Raw genomic sequence first — 22,726 nt, 5'->3', positions numbered from 1 at the left:
GTGTTGTTTTGGCCTTATTGCCATGGAAATACTCCGGGTATTCTCAACCAGCGCAAAGCTGAATGGTCCATAGAAAACAGATTATCAAGGAACTTCGTAGTGGCCTCGTCATGGACAAGGTGATGGGTCAGAATACCCGTCGGCTCGTCCACGTCGACCCGACCTGTTCGCCGCGCTGACAGATGTTCAATCATCGCGCCGAGTGCCGCGTCTTCGCCAACAAAGCCGCGCGTTCCGCGCCAATCAATGACATCAACATGCGTGTTGACCTGCATGATGCCTTTATACGGTTCTGCCGCCTTGCGGGCATTGAATGTACTGATCCCGTAAAAGCCAAGGGAATGCAACGCCGCCACGACATCTTCGGCCACCCGGTTCCATGGCGGCACCAGGACCGGCAAGAAACGATTGCCAAAACGCGATTGTAGAACCGAAAACCCGTGGCGCAGATCAGCAACGACATCGCCAATATCGCGCACGTCATCGAGTTCCTGTTTCTTGCGTCCCTCTGGCATATGGTTTTGGTGGGACCAACCATGCTGCAACACACGGGTATCAAGGGTTTCGACAAGACGTTCAACAAGGTCATCCTGCAAAGCCGCCGGAATAACCGCAAGTGCGAGTGGCACTTTATAGTCTTGTTCGAAACGCAGAAGTGTTTCAAGCGCCGGGGTGACAGAAACAGCATCGTCGTCCCGCCACCACGCGGTGGCAATCCGGTCTTCCGACTGCCACAGATCAAGCTCTGCGCGTAATTGGTCCCAGCTGCTCATACCTGCCCTTTGATCTTTTCTGCGATGATTGACGCAGTTCTTTTTGCGCCATCCAGCGCGATTTTAATCCCGCTTGGCTGTCTGGCGTTATCTATTTGTTTTGCTAATGATTGCGCAGACAGGCCATCAAGATCAAGCAGGGAAATAACCCCTTCATTGGCAAGGACTTCTGCACGTTCGGTTTGCTCGCTTTCGCCGCCTTCTGCAAACGGCACCATGACCGCCGGGGTTTGCGTCGCCAACACATCCATCAACGTGTTGTATCCGGCCTGTGAAACGGAAACGGCGGCACGCGCCATCCTTTCACGGAAATCGGGCAAGAACCGATGCAGGATCACACCGTCGGGCAACTGGCCGCGCAAAATATCAAACTGATCTGAGGGAAAATGCGGCCCAGCGACAATGTCCCAAATAGCGCCGTTGTATTTTTGCGAATGCGCGCGGGCCGAAATTGCAAGCCTGATCAGCTCTGCCCCGACGGCACCACCGCCAGCAGAAACGAGAACACCGCTACGCTCTGCCTCCCCACGTTCCGAGACGTCATTGGCAAGATTTGGTGCAACATACCCCGTGTAAACGATCAGGTCCGATATATCGTCGGCAAATTCAAAGCTTCGATCAAAACCAAACAGTTGCGGATCACCGTGTACCAGAACCGCATCAAGATATTTACGTGCTGTATCACGCATCCACCGCGTTTTGCCGATGTCTTTTTTACGCACTAAAAGGTCTCTAACAGAACAAATGATCGGAATGCCTGCCTCAATCGCCGCGTCAAACAGCGGGATCAATTCGAACCGAAATGCGCGGCGCCCGAATGGGAACATTTCGACCAAAAGCAGTTTCGGCGCTGTTTCCTTAAACGCGGTCTGCAGTTGTCTTTTACGTTCTTCCTGCCAATCGTCCCCCAAGGCGTTCCCTTCCGGATCGACAAGCCCCGAGAAACCAGTATCGGATGTTTTGCACGGGGGAAGCTGAATAACTTCACTGGCTGCGAAATCAAGGCTGTCATCGGGCACACCGCCGCTTACGACCGTGACGCCAAGCCCTTCATCGCGAAGCGCCTGATTGATCAACGCCATACGGCGGACGTGACCAATGCCAAGCAAGTGCTGAACATAAACCATGACATCACTCATCACGCAGACTCCTGCGCGGGCGCAAGTGGCACATTGAGTGCGTCAACAGAGAACCCGGCCTCATCAGTATATTGAAACACCTGTAAACAGTGCCAATCGAGTTTGTCTGGAATTTTGCCCATCATGTCCCATCCGCGTGCTGCAGCATAGACAGCACGTATCACGCCCTTGTGGGTGACCGCACCAAATTCCGGCAGGTCACAATCCTTTAGGAATGTCGCAACCCGGTTTAAGACGTCACGCGGGCTTTCGCCATCATCTGGGCAAAAATCCCAACCACGGTCTTCATTGGCGCGAAGGTCTTCCCCCATCCTTGCACGAAGATCCGACAGTTTTTCGCCCTCCCAAGTACCCCAGTCCATTTCAATGAACGCGGGCTCAGTGGCAACGGTTCTGATGCCAAGCGCATCTGCGGTTTCACGTGTCCGGGACAAGGGCGAAGAAAACCATGGCACGTTGGTCCACTTGGCGGGCAAGCGGTGATGGCGATACCAAGCAGCTGTCTCGGGCCTGATTGAGATATCTGTCCGTCCCTGAATGCGCTTTTCGGTATTCCAGGCCGTGACACCATGGCGAAGCAATGCAAAACGGATCTTTTTCATACCAAACCCTGCCCGATTTGTGACGAAACCTGACCCGGGATGATTTTCTTGAATGTGGTGGATAAAAGATCGGCTGCGGCTTCAAGCGTGTGATGCTGCGCTGCTTTCGATGCGCCAGCAGCACCTATATCACGCAGTACGGCGACATCCGCCCCAAGGCATTCCGCCAAACGGTTTGAAAAAGCCGCGACATCATCAACAGGCACAAGCCACCCGGTCACACCGGATGAAACAATACCCGACACACCGCCAGTATCCCCTGCGAGAACCGGAAGCCCCGCAGACTGCGCCTCAAGCAACGCCATTCCGAAGGCTTCATTGATCGCGGGCCAGACAAATAAATCTGACTGCGCGAGAACATCTTTGGTTTGTTCCGGTGTTTTCAGCCCCACTAGTGAAACCTTGCCTTCACCAAGTCCTTTTTCTTCAAAAAGGTCCTCGACCTGCTGACGCGCAGGGCCATCACCAATCACTGTCAGATGCCAGTTATCAACACCATTGCGCCTGAGGCGACCCAGTGCGTCTGCCAGAAGCGCATAGGATTTCAGTTTATCGCCATCACGCATCATCGCAGTTGTCACCAACCGCACGTATTCCGGATTGATTGCTGCCCGCTGTCCAACATTCCATGACGCGACACGTGTAAAGGGCGGCAGGAAATGCAGACGATCCTGTTGGCAGACCTGCGCAAGGCATTCCATATCGACCCGGTTGAGTGAGAAAACCGCATCTGCTTGCCTAAGCGCGGTCTCGACTGCCAGATGGCTTTGTCCCCACGAACCGTTTGCACGCTTTGGGGCAAAGGATGCTTCGGCCACCACATACGGGATGCCCAGCGCATCGGCGACAACCGGCCCGATCCAGTCCGGTGCCTTGTAATAAAGATGATAGGTAAACCAGATATCCGGTTTGGGACGGAACCCCGATTGGTATTGCCGCAGTAAACGGGCTGCAAGTTTAGTTCCCAGTTCGGCAAGCCGTGCCTGTTTAAGGACATTTCCATCAGCAATGCGACTGCGAAGGCGGGCGCTAACATCGACCTTCATACCTGCTGACTGAAGTGCCTCACACAGCATGCGGGCAATCAGGCGGTCACCCGACGGAACAGGATGATCAATCGGCTTTAACGGGGCGTAAAAGGCAACCTGCAAGTGCGTGCCTCCTACTCTGCGGCGGGTTGTTCGGCGGGGATTGCTTTCTTTTCTTCGGACTGGGAGTTAACACCGAAACGTTCTGCCAGTTCCTTCATACCGCGATAGAATGAGAAATCCCGACGCACAATCTCGTTGCCCTTGCGGCCCATGGTTTCGCGAAGGCGAGGATCAGTGATCAGGGCTTTCAGCGCACTCGCAAGTGCATCCGGATCACGTTCGGGCACAAGTTTGCCGTTTACGCCGTCTTCAATCAGTTCAGGAATGGCCGAAATTGCAGTCGAAACAGCCGCAAGTCCGCAAAGCTGCGATTCCATCAGAACGTTTGGCAGCCCGTCGCGATCACCATCCTTCTCAATCCGGCTGGCTAGTACGAACAAATCGGAAGACTGACATGCCGAAATCACTTCCTTCTGATCACGCGCCCCTTGCCAATCGCAGCGGTCTGCAATGCCGAGCTCTGTCGCAAGCTGCTGATATTTTTCAGCAATGCCGCCACCAATATGAACGAACCGCCAATGAAGGTCGGCATGCAACTTGGCCAAAGCGCGCAGAAGGTCGTCATAACCCTTTTTGCCCACCAATCGCCCAACCGACAGGATCCTTACCGGGTTATCGGCATCCGTCCCATCGCGCAGAGGTCTCTCTGGAAGGTCTTCGGGGAAACGCGAAAAATCCAGTCCGTGATAGAGCAGATTAACTTTATCCGGATCCTCGGCAAGGGTGCGCAGGTAATCGACATTGGCGCTTGTACAGGTCACCAGCCAATCCATATCGCGCAGCTTTTCGCGCATGTCCCAGTCCTGACTGGTATAGATATCCTTGGCATGCGCCGAACAGGACCACGGCAAACCGCGCATAATCGCGCAATAGCGCGCGACCGATGCCGGTGTATGCAGGAAATGGGCATAGATGCGGGTCACATCATCGGGCAGCTCGGCGGCCATCACCATGGCCTGGGCAAATCGTCGCGCGCGATTGGCAGTGCGGTCCCGGCGGTAATCCTGCCACCAGATATTTAGGGCACGACGATATCCAGGCATCTTGCGCGCCTTAAGCCAGCCACGCAAAACCCGCATCGGTTCCTGACAGACATATTCCGGGAGATAATCGACCGCACCTGTAATGCGATCATTGATCGGATGGCGTTTTTTGTCGGTTGGATGGCGCAGCGACACAATCCGATAGGGAATGCCTGCCTGCTGAATACCCAAAATTTCCTGGGCGATAAAGGTCTCCGACAATCGCGGATAACCCTTCACCACGATTGCCAGATTGTCGCGTGCCATCAAATCTATTCCCGATGATTATTCTGCGGCCATTTGTGGCGGAAGCCAGCGATCAACCAATTCGCCAACGCGATCCAGTCCGCCCATAAGGTTTGGAACAGTCACATGTGACGGTTTTGGCTGATGTATCAGACCACGCAGTGCGTCGGCCATTTCGCGCGGATCGCGACCACCGTCTTCGGTAAGCATTCTGACCAGACCAAGCTTTTCTGCCGCCGCAGCGCGAACATATTGTTCAAGACGCGGAACAGTACGCGGCACGATAACGGCCGGTTTGTCAAAGGACAGGATCTCGCAGAAGGTGTTGTAGCCGCCCATGCCGATTACGCCAGCCGATTTGTGCATCAACACTTCGACATTGGCATCAAAGGTAATGACCGACAGCTTGTCGATCTTTTCAGCGCGGCGCATGAATTCGTTTTGTTGTGTCGGCCCCATAAAGGGTCCGAGAACAACCAGCGACGGCACAGGAATGTCCGGATCGGTTTCATAGGCGCTAATCACCCAATCGACCAGATTGACCCCGTCCCCACCGCCACCGGTCGTCACCAGATAATATGGTTCTTCCAGACCAAGCGCCCCGTGCTCGGGTGCGGGTCTGCGGGTGGCAGTACGTGGCAGATAGCCAGTATAGGACATCTTTTCTTCAACGCCCGGGGGCAAGTCGATCCCTTCGAGCGGATTACAGATTTCCTTAAGGCCATAAACCCAGATTTCATCATAGAGGTTTGCCAAGGCCGGAACGCATTGCTTACGGTCCCATTCTTCGCGCAGGTTCACCGGATCATCCATCACATCGCGCAGGCCCATCACCAGACGGGTGCGCCGATGGCGCAACATCTGCAGAGTAGACTCGACCTCGCCGCGCAAGCCAAGCGGTTCTTTATCAACGATAAAGATGTCCGGGTTAAACACATCGGCTGTATGCTGGATAATCGATTCCCGCATCGCCAGAATCTGGTCGACATCGATATTGAGGTTAAGCGAAGTATATTCGCCGTTTGACAGCTTGATCACGCCCGGAATGCGGACAAAGTCCACGCGCGAGCGGAATTCAAAGCTGCCGATAATCGGTGAGCCCGACAAAATCAGAACAGATACATCATCGCGATGCGATACCAGCGCATGCGCAATCGTACGGCAACGGCGCAAATGCCCAAGCCCAAAGGTATCATGGCTGTAAATCAGAACCCGATATCCGGAATTCCCTACGATTGACATATCCCCGCCCGTATGCGTAGTGATCTCAGTTCCCCGCACACCCCATTAACAGGGTGACAGGTTCTTTGTTTATGGCAAGTAAATCCGTGAAGTCGGGGTTTGCGCCCTTCTTTCAGCTCCCGGACAATTGCTCTCATACTGAACCGATATCGCGCAAGACTTTTTCGAGCATCTCTTTTCTTTCTTCCGCAGTTTCAAGCGAACGAAGTTTTTCCGAAAGCGCCGTTACTGTACCTGCATAAAGATTATGCCAGTCATCGCGCGAAAGTTCTTCACCCGAAAGACGTGCCTGCGGAATAGCCGGTTGGCCTTTGCCCTTCTTGAGGGTGACCGTATCATCAAGCATCGGCATGGAAATCAGCTTTTCCTCGATGCCATGCGCCATCAGAACTTCTCGGAATGCCGCACGTGCGCCTTCTTCACCGTGGGTGAGGAAAATCTGACGCGCGACTGGCAAGCGGTTCTTGGTCCATTTCAAAAGCATATCCTGATCGGCGTGGCCGGAATAAACGTCCAACGTCCGAATACGGGCACGCACTTCGATTTCATCGCCGTGAATCCGCACATGTTTTGCTCCACTCTGCAAAACACGCCCGAAAGAGCCCGCAGCCTGAAAACCGACCAGAAGCACGCTGCAATTAGGCCGCCACAGGTTGTTCTTCAGATGGTAGCGAATGCGACCGGCATCGCACATACCACTTGCCGAAATAATGATCGCACCACTGGTGACCTGTGCAAGCTGCTTACTGGCCTGAACATCCGGCACCATATGGAACTTCGGATGCGACAGCGCCTGTGCGTCGCCGCGCTTCAGGTGTTTGGCAAAGACATCGGTCGCACGTTGCGCCAAGGGGCTATCGACAAAGACATTTGCCGGTGGCAACTGACCACGGTTGAAAAGATGCGCAAGATCAACAAGCAACTCTTGCGTTCTGGCAACGGCAAAACTCGGAATAACCAGATTGCCGCCATTACCCAGCGCATCCTGAACTTCCTTGCGCAGCATCTCGCGGCGTTCTTCGTCGGTCATCACCGGACGGTTACGATCGCCATAGGTGGTTTCGACAAACAGATAATCGACCCCCGTCGGTGCCTCGGGCGCCTCGTTAAATACGGCCTCACCGGTGCCGACATCGCCCGAAAACAGCAATCTTGTCGGTTTACCGTCTTTGTCGCCGTTCTCAATTTCCACCTCGATCGAAGCGGAACCAAGAAGATGGCCAGCGTCCCAGAATCGCGCCCGCACGCCATCGATCACCGGCAACCATTCGTGATAGTCGACCGTCTTGAGCTGCGACAGCGTATTTTCCGCATCTTCACGGGTATAGATCGGGGTGACTTCCGGACGACCGCGCCGCGCATTGCGACGGTTCAGACGTTCGACCTCGCTTTCCTGAATGTATCCAGAGTCCGGCAGCATATAGGTCAGAAGATCACAGGTCGGTTCCGTTGCATAAATTGGTCCACCAAAACCGGCCTTGACCAGCTTGGGCACCAGGCCGGTATGGTCAATATGCGCATGCGTCAGCAACACAGCAGAAATCCGGTCTGCCTCAAACGGTAACTTGCCATAGTTCAGTTCACGGACGGTTTTGCTGCCCTGGAACATACCGCAATCGACAAGGAAATTGCCCCGATCAGTCTGCAAAAAATAGCAAGACCCGGTCACCCCACCAGCAGCACCACAAAACGTCACCGATATCGTCATTCTATTCACTTTCTCGGATTGGAAACGATCCAACAGTCCGGCAAACCATGTTCGTTTGCAATGATGTGGATCATTTTTGATGAAGTCACTGCAGGCCTTGCAGCGGCAAATAAAGAACCTGATCTCCCTTGGAGACCTGCCCGCAATTTTCCGGCAGTTCAATCAGACCTTCGGCCCAGACCATTGATGACAACATCCCGGAACTGGTCGAAGAAAAAGCAATCGCTTCGAATTCGCCGTCATCATTTTGCACCAGACGCGCGCGCAACCATTCCCTGCGTCCGGTGCCACGCTTGAAATCAAACCCTGCACGAACCGGAATACTTGTTGGCGCCAGTTTGGAATGATCCGCGCCCATCGCATGACGCAGCAACGGCAAAACATATAGCAAGCCTGAGACCAGGACTGATACCGGGTTCCCCGGAAGCCCGATCACAAGACAATCTCCGATCTTGCCGCGCATCAAAGGCTTGCCAGGCTTGATCGCAAGCTTCCAGGCGGTGATTTCACCAAGGCTCTCGACCACCGGTTTCAGCAGATCGGCCTTGCCGACCGAAACACCGCCAGATGTCATGATCACGTCATGCGACTTTGCCGCGCTCGACAACGCGTTTTGCAACACATCAAAATTATCAGTGAGCAACCCAAGGTCCGTGACATCGCAACCGATGGACCGCAACATCCCGATCATCGCAAAACGGTTGGAATCATAAATGCCCCCCGGTGGCAAAGGATCACCCAGTTTGGCCAGTTCGTCACCGGTGGAAAAGACGGCAACCTTCAGAGGCCGTGCAACCGACAAGCTGCCAAAGCCCTGCCCAGCCGCAATCGCGATATCCTGGGGGCGCAGGATTGTGCCTGCCTTCAAAACTGTATCACCGGTTTTGATGTCTTCACCCAGCCAGCGGATGTTTTGATGCACGCTGGTGCGTGCGATCACGTCGGGATCAATTTCGATGATGGTTTCATCGGCATTGGCGGTGACATTTTCCTGAATGATCACGCAATCCGCCCCGTCGGGGATCGCAGCACCGGTCGCAATACGGATCGCGGCCCCCTTTGGCAGGGTTCCGTCATAAGGGTGGCCTGCCAAGGATGCCGCGACCACCGAAACCGGGCCGTCTATCGCGGCCAGATCGGCATGACGCAGGGCATATCCATCCATTGCCGAGTTATCCACCGACGGCACTGAAACCCGCGCAATGACGTCCTTGCGCAAAATCGCACCGTAACAATCGCTGATCGGGCGTTCTTCGGATGGCGTCATCACCGGCACTTCGGCAAAGGCAATGTCGAGCGCATCGGAAAGTGTTGTCAGTCCCGGTTTGATTGTTTGCATTCCGAAGTTTCCTGCCGCCCTTGGTCTTGTTTTGTATTCCCATCCGTAATCAGAATAGCCCGATCATCGGCGGGACGCATCAGGATTGTCCGCTATGCCCCGGACGGGATTTTGAAATCGCACGGCTCAGCATAATCACCGGCACCACACCGACAAGCACAATGGTTAGCGCCCCAAGGGCTGCATGTTCAATCATTTCATCCTTGGCGAACTGATAGACATGGGTGGCAAGCGTATCAAAATTGAAAGGACGCAAAATAAGCGTTGCCGGCAGTTCCTTCATACCGTCGACAAAGACCAGCACCGACGCCGCCAAAATGCCACCACGCACCATCGGGAAGTGAATGCGTTTCAGCGTGCCCCATGGGCTTTCGCCCAAGGTGCGCGCCGCATCATCCATGCTTGGACGAACCTTGCCAAGGGCAGCTTCGATCGAGCCATAGGATACCGCCATGAACCGTACCGCATAGGCGAATACCAAAGCGAATACCGTCCCGCTTAGCAGTAACCCGGTCGATATGCCGAAGGTGTCGCGCATCACCGCGTCCAATGCGTTGTCAAACCGTGCAAACGGGATCAAAACCCCGATGGCCAAAACCGCGCCCGGCACGGCATAGCCGACCGATGACAGACGGACACAGAATTTCAAAAGCGGCTGCGGGAACAGGCGCAGCGCATAAGCCATGAATATCGCACAACCAACGGCAACAAGCGTCGCAAGCCCGGACACCAAAAGGCTGTTGCCGGCAAATTCAAAGAAATCCGCCGTCCAGCTCTGATCAAAATAGCCGATGGAATAATAAATCAGCACCAGCGACGGCACGACAAAGCCCAGCACAATTGGCAGAATGCATATCGCCAATGCCCCGGCCTTGGCAAGCGGGCTCAGTTCATAGCCCGGCAGTTCCTGAAAACGACTGGTGGTGTCATGGAAACGCTGGCGACGGCGTGAATAACGTTCGATTACCATCAGCGCGATCACAACAGCCAGCATGGTCAGGGCAATCTGGGCAGCACCACCGGCATTTCCCATACCAAGCCAGACGTTGAAAATACCGGCCGTCAGGGTATGCACGGCAAAGAAATCAATCGTACCAAAGTCATTGAGCGTTTCCATCAACGCAATCACAACGCCAACAACGATTGCCGGTCGCGCCAACGGCAAGGCGACCGTAAGAAACGAACTCCAGGCACTCCGCCCGAGGATACGGGCCGCCTCAATCGCACAGATCGATTGCGACAAGAACGCCGCGCGCGCCAGCATGTAAACATAGGGATAAAGTGTCAGGCTGAGCACCATGATCGCACCACCTTTGGTGCGAATATCGGGAAACCAGTAATCGGCCGCCGATTGCCAACCAAACAACTCCCGCAAGAAGCCCTGCAACGGTCCGGCATATTCCAGAAGATCGGTATAAACATAGGCCACGATATAGGCCGGAACCGCCATTGGCAGCAGCATCGCCCATTCAAAGAACCGCTTTCCCGGAATTCGGCACATGGTCACAACCCATGCGGACGCAACCCCGATCAGGGTCACACCAATACCAACGCCAAGCATCAGGATACCGGTATTCTTAAGGTACCTTGGCAACATGGTGGATGCCAGATGCGGCCAGATATTTTCGGTCGGAAAGAGGGCAATCCAGGCGACGGCAACAACCGGTGCCGCAACCATTGCCGCCACGATAAACGCGCCGATCAGCCAGGCTGCCGATTGGCCGCGCGGCAACCACAGCATCGCCCGACGTCCAGTGGGCGTGCGCATCGGATCAAAGGTTTCCACCATGGCGCTCGGCCGAATGTCGTCTTCCTTTTGCGTCTGACAAGCGTTGTTCAAGGCTGTTTCCGTTTCATTCGCCGCGGACTACTCCGAACGGTTCTGTTGGGCGGTCTTGATATCCTTCTATCGACGTACGGTCTACTCGTTAAAGCCGACCTCATCAATCAGACGAATTGCCGCGCCACGATTGGCCGCAACCGCATTAAGCGGCAGATCATCATGGACAAAAGTGCCCCAAGCCCGAACCTGTTCAGACCAGGCAACGCCCGGCTTGACGGGATATTCAAAATTGATATCGGCATACATATGCTGGGCTTCGGCACCAGACAGGAATTCCACAAGCTTGATGGCATTTTCCTTGTTCGGCGCATATTTCATCAGCGCCACACCCGAAATATTCACATGCGTGCCACGATCGCCCTGATTGGGGAAAACGATGCGGACCTGTTTGGCTGCATCGGCCTTGTTCGGGTCATCAAGCATCTTGCCGTAATAATAGGAATTGCCAATCGCAACGTCACAAACGCCCTGTGACACTGCCTCGATCTGATCGGTATCGGCACCCTGCGGTTTACGGGCCAGATTGTCCTTAAGCCCGGTCAGCCAGGTTTTGGTGTCTTCTTCGCCATGATGGGCAATCATCGAGGCGATCAGGGCGATGTTATAAACATGCATGCCGGAACGCACACAAATGCGCCCCTTCCATTTCGGATCGGCAAGCTCTTCATAGGTCGTGATGGCGTCCGGCTCCACCCGATCAAGCGAGGTATAAAGCACGCGCGCACGCGTCGTCATCCCGACCCAAAGCTTGTCTTCATCACGGAACTGATCGGGAATATTGGCATCCAGAACGGCACTTTCGATCGGCTGGGCAATATCGGCATCGACTGCATCCTGAATGCGGCCGATATCAACGGTCAAAAGCAGATCGGCCGGGGTATTGCGCCCTTCGTGCTTGATGCGCTCCACCAGTCCACTTTGCGAGAAAAGCGTGTTGACGCGAATACCGGTTTCCTCGGTAAAGCGTTTGAACATCGGTTCGATCAGAAAGGGCTGTCGAAGCGAATAGACATTAACTTCCTCTGCGGCATGTGCGGCGGGATACACGGACAACCCCATCGCGGAAACAACAAGACCAAGAACGGTTTTGCGCAGAGAAATCATAAATGCCTCGTTTGGATCAGCTGCAGGTCGCACAGCAATTAGGAATGATTTGTATTTGCTGTGGCCAAAATTAAAGGGCCCGCCCCGCCTTTTGCAAGCAAGAAAACCACATAAGAGCCATACCCGAAGTCACGAATGCGCGACCGCATCAGGCGGGAGACCGCGTGCCGAAACTGAAAAAAGGGGTGGCATTACACCACCCCTTTCAAAAAGCTTATCAAACTCAGTCGGTTTGACTATTCGTTATAACCGATCTCATCGACCATCTTGATCGCATCCGGGCTCAGGCGGGCAATCTCGGCCAGTGACACTTCATCGGCCTTGAACGTGCCCCAGGACTTCACATTTTCAGCCCACTCGACGCCCGGTTTGACCGGATATTCGTAATTGACCTCAGCATAGATGCCCTGTGCAACGTCACCAGCCAGGAATTCCATCAGCTTGATGGCGTTTTCACGGTTTGGCGCGTCGGCAATCAGGCTCATGCCCGAAATGTTCATCGACATGCCACGACCGTCCTGGTTCGGGAAGACAAGGTTCACGGCCTCTGCCCAAGGACGCTGTTCTTCGTTATCGAGCATCTTGCCGTAGTAATAGGTATTGCCGATCGAAAGATCGCAAACGCCTTCCTTGATCGCCTTGACCTGTGCGCGGTCATTGCCCTGCGGCTTGCGCGCCAGATTGTTCTTAAGACCCTGCAGCCATTCCTTGGCTTTTTCCTCGCCATGAACGGCGATCATCGAAGCGAACAGCGCAACGTTATAAACGTGTGTGCCAGAACGGGTGCAGATGCGGCCTTCCCATTTCGGGTCGGCAAGGTCTTCATAAGACGTGATCTCGCCTTCTGCCACGCGCTCCTTGGAGGCATAGATCGCACGACCACGCTGCGTCAGGGCAAACCAATGACCTTCCGGGTCGCGCAGGTGGGCCGGAATATTGCCATCAAGGGTGTCATTCGAAACGGCCTCAGTCACACCGGCGTGAACGGCCTGCTGGATACGGCTGATATCGACGGTCATCAGGATATCGGCCGGGCTGTTCGCGCCTTCCTGCTTGATACGTTCGACCAGACCTTTTTCAGCAAAGATCACATTGACGTCGATGCCGGTTTCAGCGGTGAACTTCTCAAAAAGCGGTTCGACCAGAAATTCCTGACGCAGGGAATAGACATTAACTTCCTGTGCCATCGCGGTTGTCGCAGCCATCGCTGTTGCGCCGAATACCGCACCACCGACGAGTTTCTTGATATCCATTTGAACGATCCCTGTTGAGTTTGACCCTGTTGAATTTGGGTACGCGTTGAAACGTACTGACGTTGCAACTCACTTGCATATTCAATGCAATTAAGATCAACTCGCATTTAATTCAACACAAATTTGCAAGACAGGGTGTCAAAATGTGACGGACTTCACTTCTGAAGTCATGCTTGGCTCAACGTTGGGCCGCATCAAAGAACGTTGAACGACCCGCCACTTGATTGCTTCCAGGCATCAAGGAATTCCTGATAGGCGGGAATGTACCCTGCCCGTTCTTCAAGCCAGCCCACGGTCAGATTGATCGCATGGTTATAGCCATCATGATCGGTCAGCCCGGTATGAAGCGCATGACGCAGATACAGCAAATAGGTATTCAAAACATCGGTCTCGCAATAACGACGAATGCCATCAATCTCGCCATTGTCATACATGTCCGAAACCTTGCTGCCATCGACCCCGGTCTTGCCCGGCAGATCAAGGGCGGCACAAACCTCGTTCATCTTGGTGCGGGCCGAGGCACCGTAATCGGATAGAACTTCCGCCAGATCGCAATGCCAGTGCGGTGCATAGCGCGCGGTATAGTTTTCCCACTTGTTGGACGCCTGATGCAACCAGCGGGCCGAAACGCCATGTTTCATCGCGCGGTATTTCAACACCGGCAAATCAAAGCCACGGCCATTGAAACTGACCAAACGCGGATAAAGCTTGCCGCAATAGGCAAAGAACCCGTTCACAAGGTCCTTTTCCTCGGATGTCAGTTCGCCGCCGGATCGCAACTCTTCGATCTCGTACATTTCGGTATCGCCATCACGCTGAATGGTGGCCCGCAGGAAGCTGATCGCCACCACCTTATGAAACGGTTGGCGCGGGAAACCATTGCGGCCACTGGTGATTTCAAGATGATAATCTTCCAGCATCTTGCGCCCGGCTTCAGGATCCGGCGCGGTTTCGCCGGTCAGCTGCGGCAGAACATCAATATCGGGCACGGTTTCGATATCAAAAACGAACAGGTTGGTATGCATCATGACGGCCCCCGATTATCTGTGCCCGATTGGTAGGTTTTCTCAACATAACGACAAAGTCCGATAAATTCACGGGCAGAGTTAAACCAATCGCGCCCACTACCGTAAATCACATTACCTGACATCTCCTGCCATTCCTGTCAGGAGCATTCTGCAATGATATCAGCACGAAAACACTTATCACGTCGGCGTTATAATCGACACCGGGGGTTGCGCGCATTCTAACCACACGTCTAGAATTGCCGCACCTGTATCAGGGGCACGGTCAATTCGAAGTTCAGGATCACATCTGATCCCAATCTTTGCGGGCTTCCCGCACCGACCATGCATTTGATGCGATTCCGGACCGCAACCACGAAGGGACAGAAGGATGAAAACCCTGCCTACCGGAGCCGCAATGCTTTTGGCCGCTGGCCTTGCATTTACTTCTCATTCAAGCGCAAACGCGCAAGATGCCGCATGCGAGATTGATCGACCGGTGATGTTTGCCGGTCTCAATTACGACAGTGCGCTGTTTCACAACGCCGTTGCCCGCTTCATCATTGAAAAGGGCTATGGCTGTCAGACCGATGCCCTGCCCGGCGATGTCATTCCGCTTTTGACCGGGGCTGGCAAAGGGGATGTTGATATCGTCATGGAAATCTGGCGCGACAATGTCGCCGAGGCCTGGACCAAGGCCGAAGAAGCCGGCAATGTCAGCCAGATCGGGGTTAACTTCGATGACGCCGTAGAAGGCTGGTTCGTGCCAACCTATGTTATCGAAGGCGATGTTGATCGCGGGATTGAGCCGATGGCGCCTGACCTGAAATCGGTCGATGATCTGGCGAAATACACTGAACTGTTTGAAGACCCCGAAGAACCGGGCAAAGGCCGTTTTTATAACTGCCCGTCCGGCTGGGTCTGTGAAAAGGTCAATTCGGCCAAGCTTGGTGCCTATGACCTTGATGACAGCTTCACCAACTTCCGCCCGGGCACGGGTGCGGCGCTTTCGGCTGCGATCGCATCGGCGCATAAACGCGGCAAACCGGCCCTTTATTACTATTGGGGGCCGACCTGGGTCATGGGTCTTTATGACAGCACGCGCCTTGAAGAACCGGCTTATGACAAGTCGATCTTTGATGCGCTGAAAACGGAAGAAAACCCGACCAAGGCAACCGCCTACCCGCAAAGCACGATCACGATTGGTGTGAATAACGACTTCAAAGCCGCCGCACCAACCCTGATCAGCTTCCTGACCAACTACGAAACCAGCAACGCGCTGGTCTCGGAAATGCTGGCCTATATGCAGGAAAATGACGAAAAGCCCGACGGGGCCGCGATGCATTTCCTGAAATCCAAGCCGGATGTCTGGAAAGCCTGGGTGCCGGATGATGTTGCAGCACGTGTTGAAAGTGCGATGTAAGCAACACCACCAATAAATTACTCAAACACCCCGCAGGGGAATTCTTGCGGGGTGTTTTACGTTTAAGGCTCTACCCACTGCAATTCCAGATTGCAAAGCAATACCAAGGCACGTTTAATCAGATAAACTGCATAGTCCGCCGATGGCATTGGGGAGCCAGATGAATCAGGAAGAAACACTCGCGCTTTGGAAACAGGGCAAACAGGCTTGGAATGCCTGGGCCGAAAAGATGCTGGCGGAACGCAAGGCGCTGGAGGACAAAGGCGAGTCGGAAATCACGGTTGACGATTGGGGACAAGCATACCCCGAAAACAAGACGACTGAGAAATGGTTCAAAGACGCCCGTGTAGTCTTTTCCTCAGAAGAAACGCCACATGTTTTTCCGGAGGCAACCTCTTTCGAAGGCTGGCTCTTTCCATCTGTCTCTGAATGGAGCGCTGCAACCTTTGAGGGCGACGCGGGGTTCAATGGTGCGAGCTTTGAGGGCGTCGCGGACTTCGACAGCGCGACCTTTGAGGGCGACGCGGGGTTCAATAGCGTTTGCTTTGAAAAGCCAACCCGTTTTTCAGGCTCGTGGTTTAACGCCAACTCCTCATTTAACTCGGCCCAAATCAATCAAGCCTTTGACCTGAGCGGGGCACGGTTCAAGGAAGTTCCCGACTTCCGTCAAACCCATTGTGAAGAGGCGCCGTTGCTTGATGATGTCCACATTTACAGCACCATCATCAAGCAACGAACATTTTCGCATGATCCGGACTTCACTGTCACTGCAAATTATCGTGCGCTCAAACGCCTTGCCATTCAGGGGCATGACCACAAGCATGAGGTTGAGTTCTTTGCCGAAGAACTGCGATCAAAACGAGTGATGGTCGATAAAAGATGGCGGTGGGATTGGATTCTGAGTGGCATCTTCCAAATCACCTCGGATTATGGACGATCCATCCTGCGTCCTTTCGTGTTCTGGCTTCTTTTTGTGGGCTTAAGTGCAACAACCTATCTGCTAACGGCCAAACAGTCTGCAACTAACATTGCATTGCAATGTATCAACAATGATGGTTGGCAATGGGCCTCTGCCATTCAACTATCGATTGGTAAGGGACTTTTGTTCCCAGGGATCGCAGACCGGACACTGATTATGCAGGCATATGATTGCCTGTATGGCGACGCAATCCCGACTTTGACTTCAGCTGTCCTTGGCCTCCAGACACTTGTTTCGTCTGCACTGCTCTTTTTAGTTCTGCTGGGTATCCGCAATCGCTTCAAACTTAAATAGGGCTAAACGAAAACAGCACCTAGCCTAACTGGTTTGCTGCGGCAAGCTGACAATGCGTAAGACGTTTGAAGCGCCAAGCGGCCCATAGGCGATAAACAAGATTTGCAATCTGGCGAATAACCGGCAACGCGACAATAGCTGCCAAAACGCGCCATCTGTCTAGCTGGCGCCAGATCAGAATGAAGGCATCAGCACCGGCATGCCATTGCCCATCTGAGTCCAGGGCGCGCATTTGCTTTAACCCTTCGACAAGGGAGATACCGTGCTTTTCGAGATCACCTGCGTGTTCCGTGATGTCCCGCCATTCGAAAACGCCTTTTGGTGCTATCTTACGGTAGTAATTGATTTCGCGCGAACACAGACCGCATTTTCCGTCAAAGAACACAGTGATCATCGCAACCTCTCGGGAAATCGATATTGTCTATGATTTACGGCTTTGGCTGGCCTCTGGATTATCAATCACATTAACAGGCTACCAAAGGAAGTCAGGAGATGTCAGTCAAAGTTCGATTTACGGTCGCGCGGCCCCCGTGATCTTGTTAGGCTCTTACGCTCATTGATTTTTTGAGCAGATCGGGCCAATTGCGCCATGTTTCCAGAACAGTTGAATGTGCCTTTGGGCAAGTGGGTCAATCAGTTTGTTGATTGGCTGGTGGTCAATTACGGCGCGGCGTTTGAGGCCTTTGCCGACAGTTTGCTGACCGTTCTCGTCGCGTTGGAACAGGTTCTGCGCGGTGCGCCCTGGTGGGTGGTTTTGGTCGCCATTGCGGCCATCACCTGGCATGCCAGCAAGAACTGGAAACTGGTTGCTGGCTTAGTGATCGCGATGTTTGCCATTGGCACATTGGGCCTGTGGGACAAAGCAATGCAGACCTTGGCGCTGATGATTGTCGCGACATCGCTTTCGGTTCTGATTGGCATTCCGGTCGGCATTGCCATGGCAATGTCCAATCGTTTGCGGGCCGTCATGTTGCCGATCCTTGATACCATGCAGACCATGCCGAGTTTTGTGTACCTGATCCCTGCCCTGATGTTGTTTGGATTGGGCAAAGTTCCGGCCATTCTGGCAACGGTGATCTATGCCGCCCCGCCCGTCATGCGGCTGACCGATCTTGGTATCCGGCTTGTTGATCAGGAAGTGCTGGAAGCGTCGCGATCATTTGGCGCCAGCCGCAAGCAGATCCTGTTTGGTGTTCAGTTGCCTCTTGCCCTTCCCAACATCATGGCCGGGATCAACCAGACAACGATGATGTCAATCTCGATGGTGGTGATTGCCTCGATGATTGGTGCACGCGGATTGGGTGAGCAGGTCCTGATGGGAATTCAGCGTCTGGACGTTGGTGCGGGCATGGAAGCCGGTGTTGCGATTGTTCTTCTGGCCGTGGTGTTTGACCGGATAGGTCAGGCCTATGGCAAGCGATCACAACGATCGCACGATGCGGAGGACGCGTAATGAGCTACATCGAAATCCGCAATATTTTCAAAATCTTCGGGCCTGATCCGCAGTCTGCACTTGAACTGGCAAAGGGTGGTGCTGACAAGGATGAAATCCTTGCCAAAACCGGTCATACCGTTGGTCTTCACGATGTGTCCCTGTCGATTGAACAAGGGGAAACCTTCGTCGTCATGGGCTTGTCTGGATCGGGGAAATCAACCCTGATCCGCCATCTTAATCGACTGATTGATCCGACAGCGGGCGAAGTATCATTTGGTGGCGAAGATATCCTTGCCATGGATATCCCAACCCTCAATGCGTTTCGTCGCAAGCGGCTTGGCATGGTGTTTCAACGCTTTGGCCTGCTTCCCCACCGCAATGTGATGGATAACGTTGCCTATGGGCTCGAAATCCAGGGTACCGCGCGCAAGGAACGCGAAGCCTCCGCATCGAAATGGATCGAACGTGTCGGTCTGGCGGGACATGAAGCCAAATATCCCGATCAACTATCAGGTGGCATGCAGCAACGCGTCGGCCTTGCCCGGGCCCTTGCGACCGATCCGGAAGTTTTGCTGATGGACGAGGCTTTCTCGGCCCTTGATCCGTTGATACGGTCTGACATGCAGGACGAGTTGATGAAGCTTCAGGCGGAGCTTCACAAGACCATCGTGTTCATCACCCATGATCTGGACGAGGCTCTGAAGATCGGCGACCGCATCGCGATCCTCAAAGACGGCAAGCTGGTGCAGGTCGGACGGCCGGAAGAAATCGTGCTTAAGCCCGCAGATGACTATGTGCAGGCCTTTACCCGCGATGTGAACAGATCACGCGTCTTGCGCGCAAAATCCATTATGGAACCGATCACGTCTGGTAAAAGCCAAGCTGTAAGCGAAGGCTGGCCAAGCATCCAGGCAAATGCACGCCTTGCCGATATCCTGCCGGTTGCGCTTGCCAATGGCACGTCATTGACGGTGCGTGATGCCAAAGACACTGCGATTGGGACGCTGTCGCCACAACAGATTGTCGAAGCACTGGAAGGTTAAACCTCGGCGCCTTGCGAAAGCTTAGCCATCAATAATCTGGCAGCGCCGGAAATAGCGCAGCTCGGATTGCTCTGCCGCGTCGGCGGTTGACTGGAGAATGATGCGATAAAGGCCGCTGTCGCCTGCCCGATTATGTTCGGTGGCAATGATCAGCCACAGAAAACCATTTTCATCAGCGCGTGCGCGGTCTGTCGGCGATGGCAGGGCCTTGCCATTGGGATGGGAATGAAAACATCCCACAACCTGCTCCCCATTTTGCCGCGCAGTACGATGGGCATCAATCAGGGTTTGCGGATCAATTTCAAACGTGGTCAGTGGATCTTCCGCGACGTTGCGCGCAAACACAACACGGTCGATCCGGTTCGGGGTATCGATGGCGGCAATCAGAAGGCCACAGGCTTCCTCCGGCCATTTAACAGCGGCGAAATCGCGGATTTCTTCGAGAAGCGCCTTGCCAAGCGCGATGTTTGTCTGATCATCGCCGCCTGATGAGCTGTTGTTTGCGATCCCCTGCCCGTTTGCCATCGCTGCACGCGCCCTTGTGATTTCAGACTACTGCGCGTCCTGTTGCAAAAGGATACGGCCAAGGACCTTCTTTTCGCTTAAGGAAACAATAACGAGACGCGCGCTATCACCGTGTCGACCTTCGATATGGAGCGTTGCCAGCTGACCATCGACAGAATAGCCAACAAGACGTTCACCGTCTTCAAGGTCGATAACGATGTCATCGAATGCGCCAAGAGCACCTTGCGCGGCCGCATTATCGCCACCTGCAAACGGCACGGACGGCGTCACCGTTGGTGTGTTTGCCTCAACACTTGGATCGGTGGCGTTCTTGTCAAGCGACAGGCCATAGACGACAAGTCCGATACCCACCACGATCAGAATGCCCATGAACGCGACCAGAGCCTTAACTACACGCATCGTATTTCCAACTGACAAAGTTTGATGAAACCTGCATGCTCGCCACACGCGCGATCATACGTACCCTGTTTCAAGGCCATAGCGACAAGCACGACCAATTGCAAGGCAACAACGCCAAATGAAGCAAGTTGTCGCAATTCGTTGCAATCGCCGGACAAAGCGCTAAAAGCGGCGAACACATGCATCATTACAGTCACCAAATCAAACCATGCCAATAGCAAACGATGTCTGAAAAACTGACCTATACCGCGACAGACCAGGACGAAGGTGCCCGCCTTGATAAGGTGTTGGCAACCGCGTGGCCCAATCAGTCGCGTTCGCGGATCAAGGCCTTGATCGAAGACGGTCAGCTTTGCGTCAATGGCACGCCTGCGGCCAAAATGGCTGCCAAGGTCAAGGCTGGTGATGTTTTTGATCTGAGCGTGCCCGAACCGGAAATGGCCGAACCGACGCCCGAAGACATCAAACTTGATGTGCTTTTTGAAGATGAAGACCTGCTGGTGATCAACAAGCCCGCCGGCATGGTTGTTCATCCGGCGGCCGGCAATGAAAGCGGAACGCTTGTGAATGCGCTTCTTGCGCATTGCGGGGACAGTCTTTCGGGTATTGGCGGGGTTAAACGCCCGGGGATCGTGCACAGGCTGGACAAGGACACCAGCGGTGCAATGGTGGTTGCCAAGAACGATGCCGCCCATCGCGCCCTTTCAAGCCTGTTTGCCGAGGACAAGGAAAACATCGAGCGCGCCTACCTTGCAGTCGTGTGGGGTGTTCCCCGCCCCCGATCAGGTGATATCGAAGGCAATATTGGCCGCAGCCCGCGCAATCGGAAAAAGATGGCAGTGGTCAAAAAAGGGGGAAAATATGCCCTCACACACTACAAGACTCTGCAAACTCGTGACGACTCGTTGGCGGCCCTTGTTGAATGCCGCCTTGCAACCGGACGGACGCATCAAATTCGTGTTCACATGAACCATATTGGGCACGCACTTGTATGTGATCCGGTTTACAGCCGAAACAGACCAGCGGGCAAACTCAACCTAGAAGCGCAACAGATTTTGAACGCATTCAACAAACAGGCGCTGCATGCCCGAACGTTAGGATTTCTGCACCCTCGCACCGGTGCCTATATATCCACAGAGGCACCTATACCAGGTGACCTTTTGGCACTGATGAAGGCTCTTGAACTATACTTTTGAATAGACAATACTAGCCTTAATGTCTAATTTTCCATTGACGGTTTCTAATACTCCCGTATAAGCTCTTAAAAAGTGCAAGGGGTAAAATGCACTTTTCGAAAGCAATACGGGAGGCTTTGATGAAGCAAGGAAACGCTCTTCCAACTATCTCTCAAGATGGTCTCACGGTATACCTTCAACGTATACGCCGCTACCCGATGCTTACCCCGGAACAGGAGACGACTTATGCCTGCAATTTCCGGGACAAGGATTGCGATAAATCTGCTGAAAAACTGATTACCAGCCATTTGCGGCTGGTCGCCAAGATCGCGATGAGTTACCGCGGTTATGGCCTGCCGATCAATGAACTCATTTCCGAGGGCAATGTCGGCCTGCTGCAGTCGGTAAAACGCTTCGACCCGGACAAGGGCTTCCGCCTTGCGACATATGCAATGTGGTGGATCCGCGCCGCCATTCAGGAATACATCCTGCATTCATGGTCGCTTGTAAAAATGGGTACGACTGCGGCACAGAAAAAGCTGTTCTTCAACCTGCGCAAACTCAAAAGCCAGATGCAAGCAATCGATGAAGGCGACCTGCAACCTGAACAGGTCGAACTGATCGCGACCAAACTCAATGTGTCCGAAGATGACGTTGTGATGATGAACCGCCGCCTGGCCGGTCCGGATCACTCACTGAACGCGCCGGTCCGTATTGAGGGTGACGGGGAATGGGTCGACTGGATCGAAAGCGATGACGAAGATCAGGAAACCCTTTATGGCAAGCGTGAAGAATTCCTGCAGCGCATGAGCATGCTCAAAAACGCGATGTCGCATCTCAATGATCGTGAGCGCGATATTCTGACGCAGCGCCGCCTGCTTGAAAGCCCGGTCACGCTTGAAAACCTGAGCCTTGCCTATGGCATCTCACGCGAGCGCATCCGTCAGATCGAAGTACGCGCCTTTGAAAAGGTCCGCAAATCGATCCATACGGACCTGCCCCACTAATACTGCCTGCTTTGCGTCCC

21 protein-coding genes are annotated in these 22,726 nt (G+C 54.0%); 6 read left to right on the top strand and 15 right to left on the bottom strand.

Annotated elements, in window-relative coordinates; translation table 11 throughout:
• Positions 1–14: 14 nt before the first annotated feature.
• The 12 genes from AC5Q5A_RS04965 to AC5Q5A_RS04910 form a co-directional block, all read right to left on the bottom strand.
• Positions 15–773, bottom strand: coding sequence for a polysaccharide deacetylase family protein (locus AC5Q5A_RS04965; protein WP_493894549.1), 759 nt, complete (start codon positions 771–773; stop codon positions 15–17).
• On the bottom strand, positions 770–1,912 hold the full coding sequence (locus tag AC5Q5A_RS04960; protein ID WP_493894548.1) for a glycosyltransferase family protein: 1,143 nt from the start codon (positions 1,910–1,912) through the stop codon (positions 770–772). The genes AC5Q5A_RS04965 and AC5Q5A_RS04960 overlap by 4 nt, the downstream gene beginning before the upstream one ends.
• A complete protein-coding gene (locus AC5Q5A_RS04955; protein WP_493894547.1) occupies positions 1,912–2,514 on the bottom strand; it encodes a histidine phosphatase family protein in 603 nt (200 codons plus the stop codon). Before AC5Q5A_RS04955 ends, AC5Q5A_RS04960 begins: the two co-directional genes overlap by 1 nt.
• Positions 2,511–3,665, bottom strand: a complete 1,155-nt coding sequence (locus AC5Q5A_RS04950) for a glycosyltransferase family 4 protein (protein WP_493894546.1) — start codon at positions 3,663–3,665, stop codon at positions 2,511–2,513. The genes AC5Q5A_RS04955 and AC5Q5A_RS04950 overlap by 4 nt, the downstream gene beginning before the upstream one ends.
• Before the next feature lie 11 nt (positions 3,666–3,676).
• On the bottom strand, positions 3,677–4,954 hold the full coding sequence (locus tag AC5Q5A_RS04945; RefSeq protein WP_493894545.1) for a glycosyltransferase family 4 protein: 1,278 nt from the start codon (positions 4,952–4,954) through the stop codon (positions 3,677–3,679).
• Between the two features lie 18 nt (positions 4,955–4,972).
• Positions 4,973–6,175, bottom strand: coding sequence for a glycosyltransferase family protein (locus AC5Q5A_RS04940; RefSeq protein WP_493894544.1), 1,203 nt, complete (start codon positions 6,173–6,175; stop codon positions 4,973–4,975).
• A gap of 133 nt (positions 6,176–6,308) precedes the next feature.
• A complete protein-coding gene (locus AC5Q5A_RS04935; RefSeq protein ID WP_493894543.1) occupies positions 6,309–7,883 on the bottom strand; it encodes an MBL fold metallo-hydrolase in 1,575 nt (524 codons plus the stop codon).
• An 85-nt stretch (positions 7,884–7,968) separates the two neighbouring features.
• Positions 7,969–9,222 (bottom strand): molybdopterin molybdotransferase MoeA, encoded by a 1,254-nt coding sequence (locus AC5Q5A_RS04930; protein WP_493894542.1) that lies wholly within the window; start codon positions 9,220–9,222, stop codon positions 7,969–7,971.
• Between the two features lie 79 nt (positions 9,223–9,301).
• Positions 9,302–11,062 carry an ABC transporter permease gene (locus AC5Q5A_RS04925; protein ID WP_493894541.1) on the bottom strand — a complete coding sequence of 587 codons (1,761 nt, stop codon included), beginning with the start codon at positions 11,060–11,062 and terminating at the stop codon, positions 9,302–9,304.
• An 81-nt stretch (positions 11,063–11,143) separates the two neighbouring features.
• A complete protein-coding gene (locus AC5Q5A_RS04920; RefSeq protein WP_493894540.1) occupies positions 11,144–12,169 on the bottom strand; it encodes a Fe(3+) ABC transporter substrate-binding protein in 1,026 nt (341 codons plus the stop codon).
• Positions 12,170–12,405: 236 nt separating this feature from the next.
• The gene (locus AC5Q5A_RS04915) at positions 12,406–13,422 is read right to left on the bottom strand and encodes a Fe(3+) ABC transporter substrate-binding protein (protein ID WP_493894539.1); all 1,017 of its coding nucleotides are present in this window, start codon (positions 13,420–13,422) and stop codon (positions 12,406–12,408) included.
• A gap of 194 nt (positions 13,423–13,616) precedes the next feature.
• Positions 13,617–14,450, bottom strand: a complete 834-nt coding sequence (locus AC5Q5A_RS04910) for a 3'-5' exonuclease (RefSeq protein ID WP_493894538.1) — start codon at positions 14,448–14,450, stop codon at positions 13,617–13,619.
• A 367-nt stretch (positions 14,451–14,817) separates the two neighbouring features.
• Here AC5Q5A_RS04910 and AC5Q5A_RS04905 point away from each other — a divergent pair, with 367 nt between their 5' ends.
• Together AC5Q5A_RS04905 and AC5Q5A_RS04900 are read left to right on the top strand one after the other, a co-directional pair.
• Complete coding sequence (locus AC5Q5A_RS04905) at positions 14,818–15,849, top strand: ABC transporter substrate-binding protein (protein WP_493894537.1); 1,032 nt, start codon at positions 14,818–14,820, stop codon at positions 15,847–15,849.
• A 160-nt stretch (positions 15,850–16,009) separates the two neighbouring features.
• A complete protein-coding gene (locus AC5Q5A_RS04900; protein ID WP_493894536.1) occupies positions 16,010–17,122 on the top strand; it encodes a pentapeptide repeat-containing protein in 1,113 nt (370 codons plus the stop codon).
• 19 nt (positions 17,123–17,141) lie between these two features.
• On the opposite strand, the gene AC5Q5A_RS04895 is transcribed toward AC5Q5A_RS04900, so the two are convergent.
• Entirely contained in the window at positions 17,142–17,516 is a 375-nt protein-coding gene (locus AC5Q5A_RS04895) for a thiol-disulfide oxidoreductase DCC family protein (protein WP_493894535.1), read from the bottom strand.
• A gap of 195 nt (positions 17,517–17,711) precedes the next feature.
• On the opposite strand from AC5Q5A_RS04895, the gene AC5Q5A_RS04890 reads away from it, so the two are divergent.
• Positions 17,712–18,575, top strand: coding sequence for an ABC transporter permease (locus AC5Q5A_RS04890; protein ID WP_493894534.1), 864 nt, complete (start codon positions 17,712–17,714; stop codon positions 18,573–18,575).
• Positions 18,575–19,600, top strand: coding sequence for a quaternary amine ABC transporter ATP-binding protein (locus AC5Q5A_RS04885; RefSeq protein ID WP_493894533.1), 1,026 nt, complete (start codon positions 18,575–18,577; stop codon positions 19,598–19,600). Before AC5Q5A_RS04890 ends, AC5Q5A_RS04885 begins: the two co-directional genes overlap by 1 nt.
• Before the next feature lie 21 nt (positions 19,601–19,621).
• Here the strand turns inward: AC5Q5A_RS04885 and AC5Q5A_RS04880 are convergent, their stop codons facing one another.
• Positions 19,622–20,125 (bottom strand): M67 family metallopeptidase, encoded by a 504-nt coding sequence (locus AC5Q5A_RS04880; RefSeq protein ID WP_493894532.1) that lies wholly within the window; start codon positions 20,123–20,125, stop codon positions 19,622–19,624.
• A 27-nt stretch (positions 20,126–20,152) separates the two neighbouring features.
• Positions 20,153–20,524 (bottom strand): hypothetical protein, encoded by a 372-nt coding sequence (locus AC5Q5A_RS04875; protein WP_493894531.1) that lies wholly within the window; start codon positions 20,522–20,524, stop codon positions 20,153–20,155.
• A 224-nt stretch (positions 20,525–20,748) separates the two neighbouring features.
• On the opposite strand from AC5Q5A_RS04875, the gene AC5Q5A_RS04870 reads away from it, so the two are divergent.
• Together AC5Q5A_RS04870 and rpoH are read left to right on the top strand one after the other, a co-directional pair.
• Positions 20,749–21,720, top strand: coding sequence for an RluA family pseudouridine synthase (locus tag AC5Q5A_RS04870; protein ID WP_493894530.1), 972 nt, complete (start codon positions 20,749–20,751; stop codon positions 21,718–21,720).
• Between the two features lie 119 nt (positions 21,721–21,839).
• On the top strand, positions 21,840–22,706 hold the full coding sequence (rpoH, locus tag AC5Q5A_RS04865; protein WP_040823769.1) for an RNA polymerase sigma factor RpoH: 867 nt from the start codon (positions 21,840–21,842) through the stop codon (positions 22,704–22,706).
• Positions 22,707–22,726: the final 20 nt, after the last annotated feature.

The organism is Thalassospira sp. CA1 (assembly GCF_059052855.1).
This window is presented reverse-complemented; position numbering and strand designations above follow the sequence as displayed.

Bases quoted from the DNA above. Each gene is read 5' to 3' on its own strand.
- AC5Q5A_RS04965 (WP_493894549.1), bottom strand. From the start codon at position 773: ATGAGCAGCTGGGACCAATTACGCGCAGAGCTTGATCTGTGGCAGTCG.
- AC5Q5A_RS04960 (WP_493894548.1), bottom strand. From the start codon at position 1,912: ATGAGTGATGTCATGGTTTATGTTCAGCACTTGCTTGGCATTGGTCAC.
- AC5Q5A_RS04955 (WP_493894547.1), bottom strand. From the start codon at position 2,514: ATGAAAAAGATCCGTTTTGCATTGCTTCGCCATGGTGTCACGGCCTGG.
- AC5Q5A_RS04945 (WP_493894545.1), bottom strand. From the start codon at position 4,954: ATGGCACGCGACAATCTGGCAATCGTGGTGAAGGGTTATCCGCGATTG.
- AC5Q5A_RS04940 (WP_493894544.1), bottom strand. From the start codon at position 6,175: ATGTCAATCGTAGGGAATTCCGGATATCGGGTTCTGATTTACAGCCAT.
- AC5Q5A_RS04935 (WP_493894543.1), bottom strand. From the start codon at position 7,883: ATGACGATATCGGTGACGTTTTGTGGTGCTGCTGGTGGGGTGACCGGG.
- AC5Q5A_RS04930 (WP_493894542.1), bottom strand. From the start codon at position 9,222: ATGCAAACAATCAAACCGGGACTGACAACACTTTCCGATGCGCTCGAC.
- AC5Q5A_RS04920 (WP_493894540.1), bottom strand. From the start codon at position 12,169: ATGATTTCTCTGCGCAAAACCGTTCTTGGTCTTGTTGTTTCCGCGATG.
- AC5Q5A_RS04915 (WP_493894539.1), bottom strand. From the start codon at position 13,422: ATGGATATCAAGAAACTCGTCGGTGGTGCGGTATTCGGCGCAACAGCG.
- AC5Q5A_RS04910 (WP_493894538.1), bottom strand. From the start codon at position 14,450: ATGATGCATACCAACCTGTTCGTTTTTGATATCGAAACCGTGCCCGAT.
- AC5Q5A_RS04905 (WP_493894537.1), top strand. From the start codon at position 14,818: ATGAAAACCCTGCCTACCGGAGCCGCAATGCTTTTGGCCGCTGGCCTT.
- AC5Q5A_RS04900 (WP_493894536.1), top strand. From the start codon at position 16,010: ATGAATCAGGAAGAAACACTCGCGCTTTGGAAACAGGGCAAACAGGCT.
- AC5Q5A_RS04895 (WP_493894535.1), bottom strand. From the start codon at position 17,516: ATGATCACTGTGTTCTTTGACGGAAAATGCGGTCTGTGTTCGCGCGAA.
- AC5Q5A_RS04890 (WP_493894534.1), top strand. From the start codon at position 17,712: ATGTTTCCAGAACAGTTGAATGTGCCTTTGGGCAAGTGGGTCAATCAG.
- AC5Q5A_RS04885 (WP_493894533.1), top strand. From the start codon at position 18,575: ATGAGCTACATCGAAATCCGCAATATTTTCAAAATCTTCGGGCCTGAT.
- AC5Q5A_RS04880 (WP_493894532.1), bottom strand. From the start codon at position 20,125: ATGGCAAACGGGCAGGGGATCGCAAACAACAGCTCATCAGGCGGCGAT.
- AC5Q5A_RS04875 (WP_493894531.1), bottom strand. From the start codon at position 20,524: ATGCGTGTAGTTAAGGCTCTGGTCGCGTTCATGGGCATTCTGATCGTG.
- AC5Q5A_RS04870 (WP_493894530.1), top strand. From the start codon at position 20,749: ATGTCTGAAAAACTGACCTATACCGCGACAGACCAGGACGAAGGTGCC.
- rpoH (WP_040823769.1), top strand. From the start codon at position 21,840: ATGAAGCAAGGAAACGCTCTTCCAACTATCTCTCAAGATGGTCTCACG.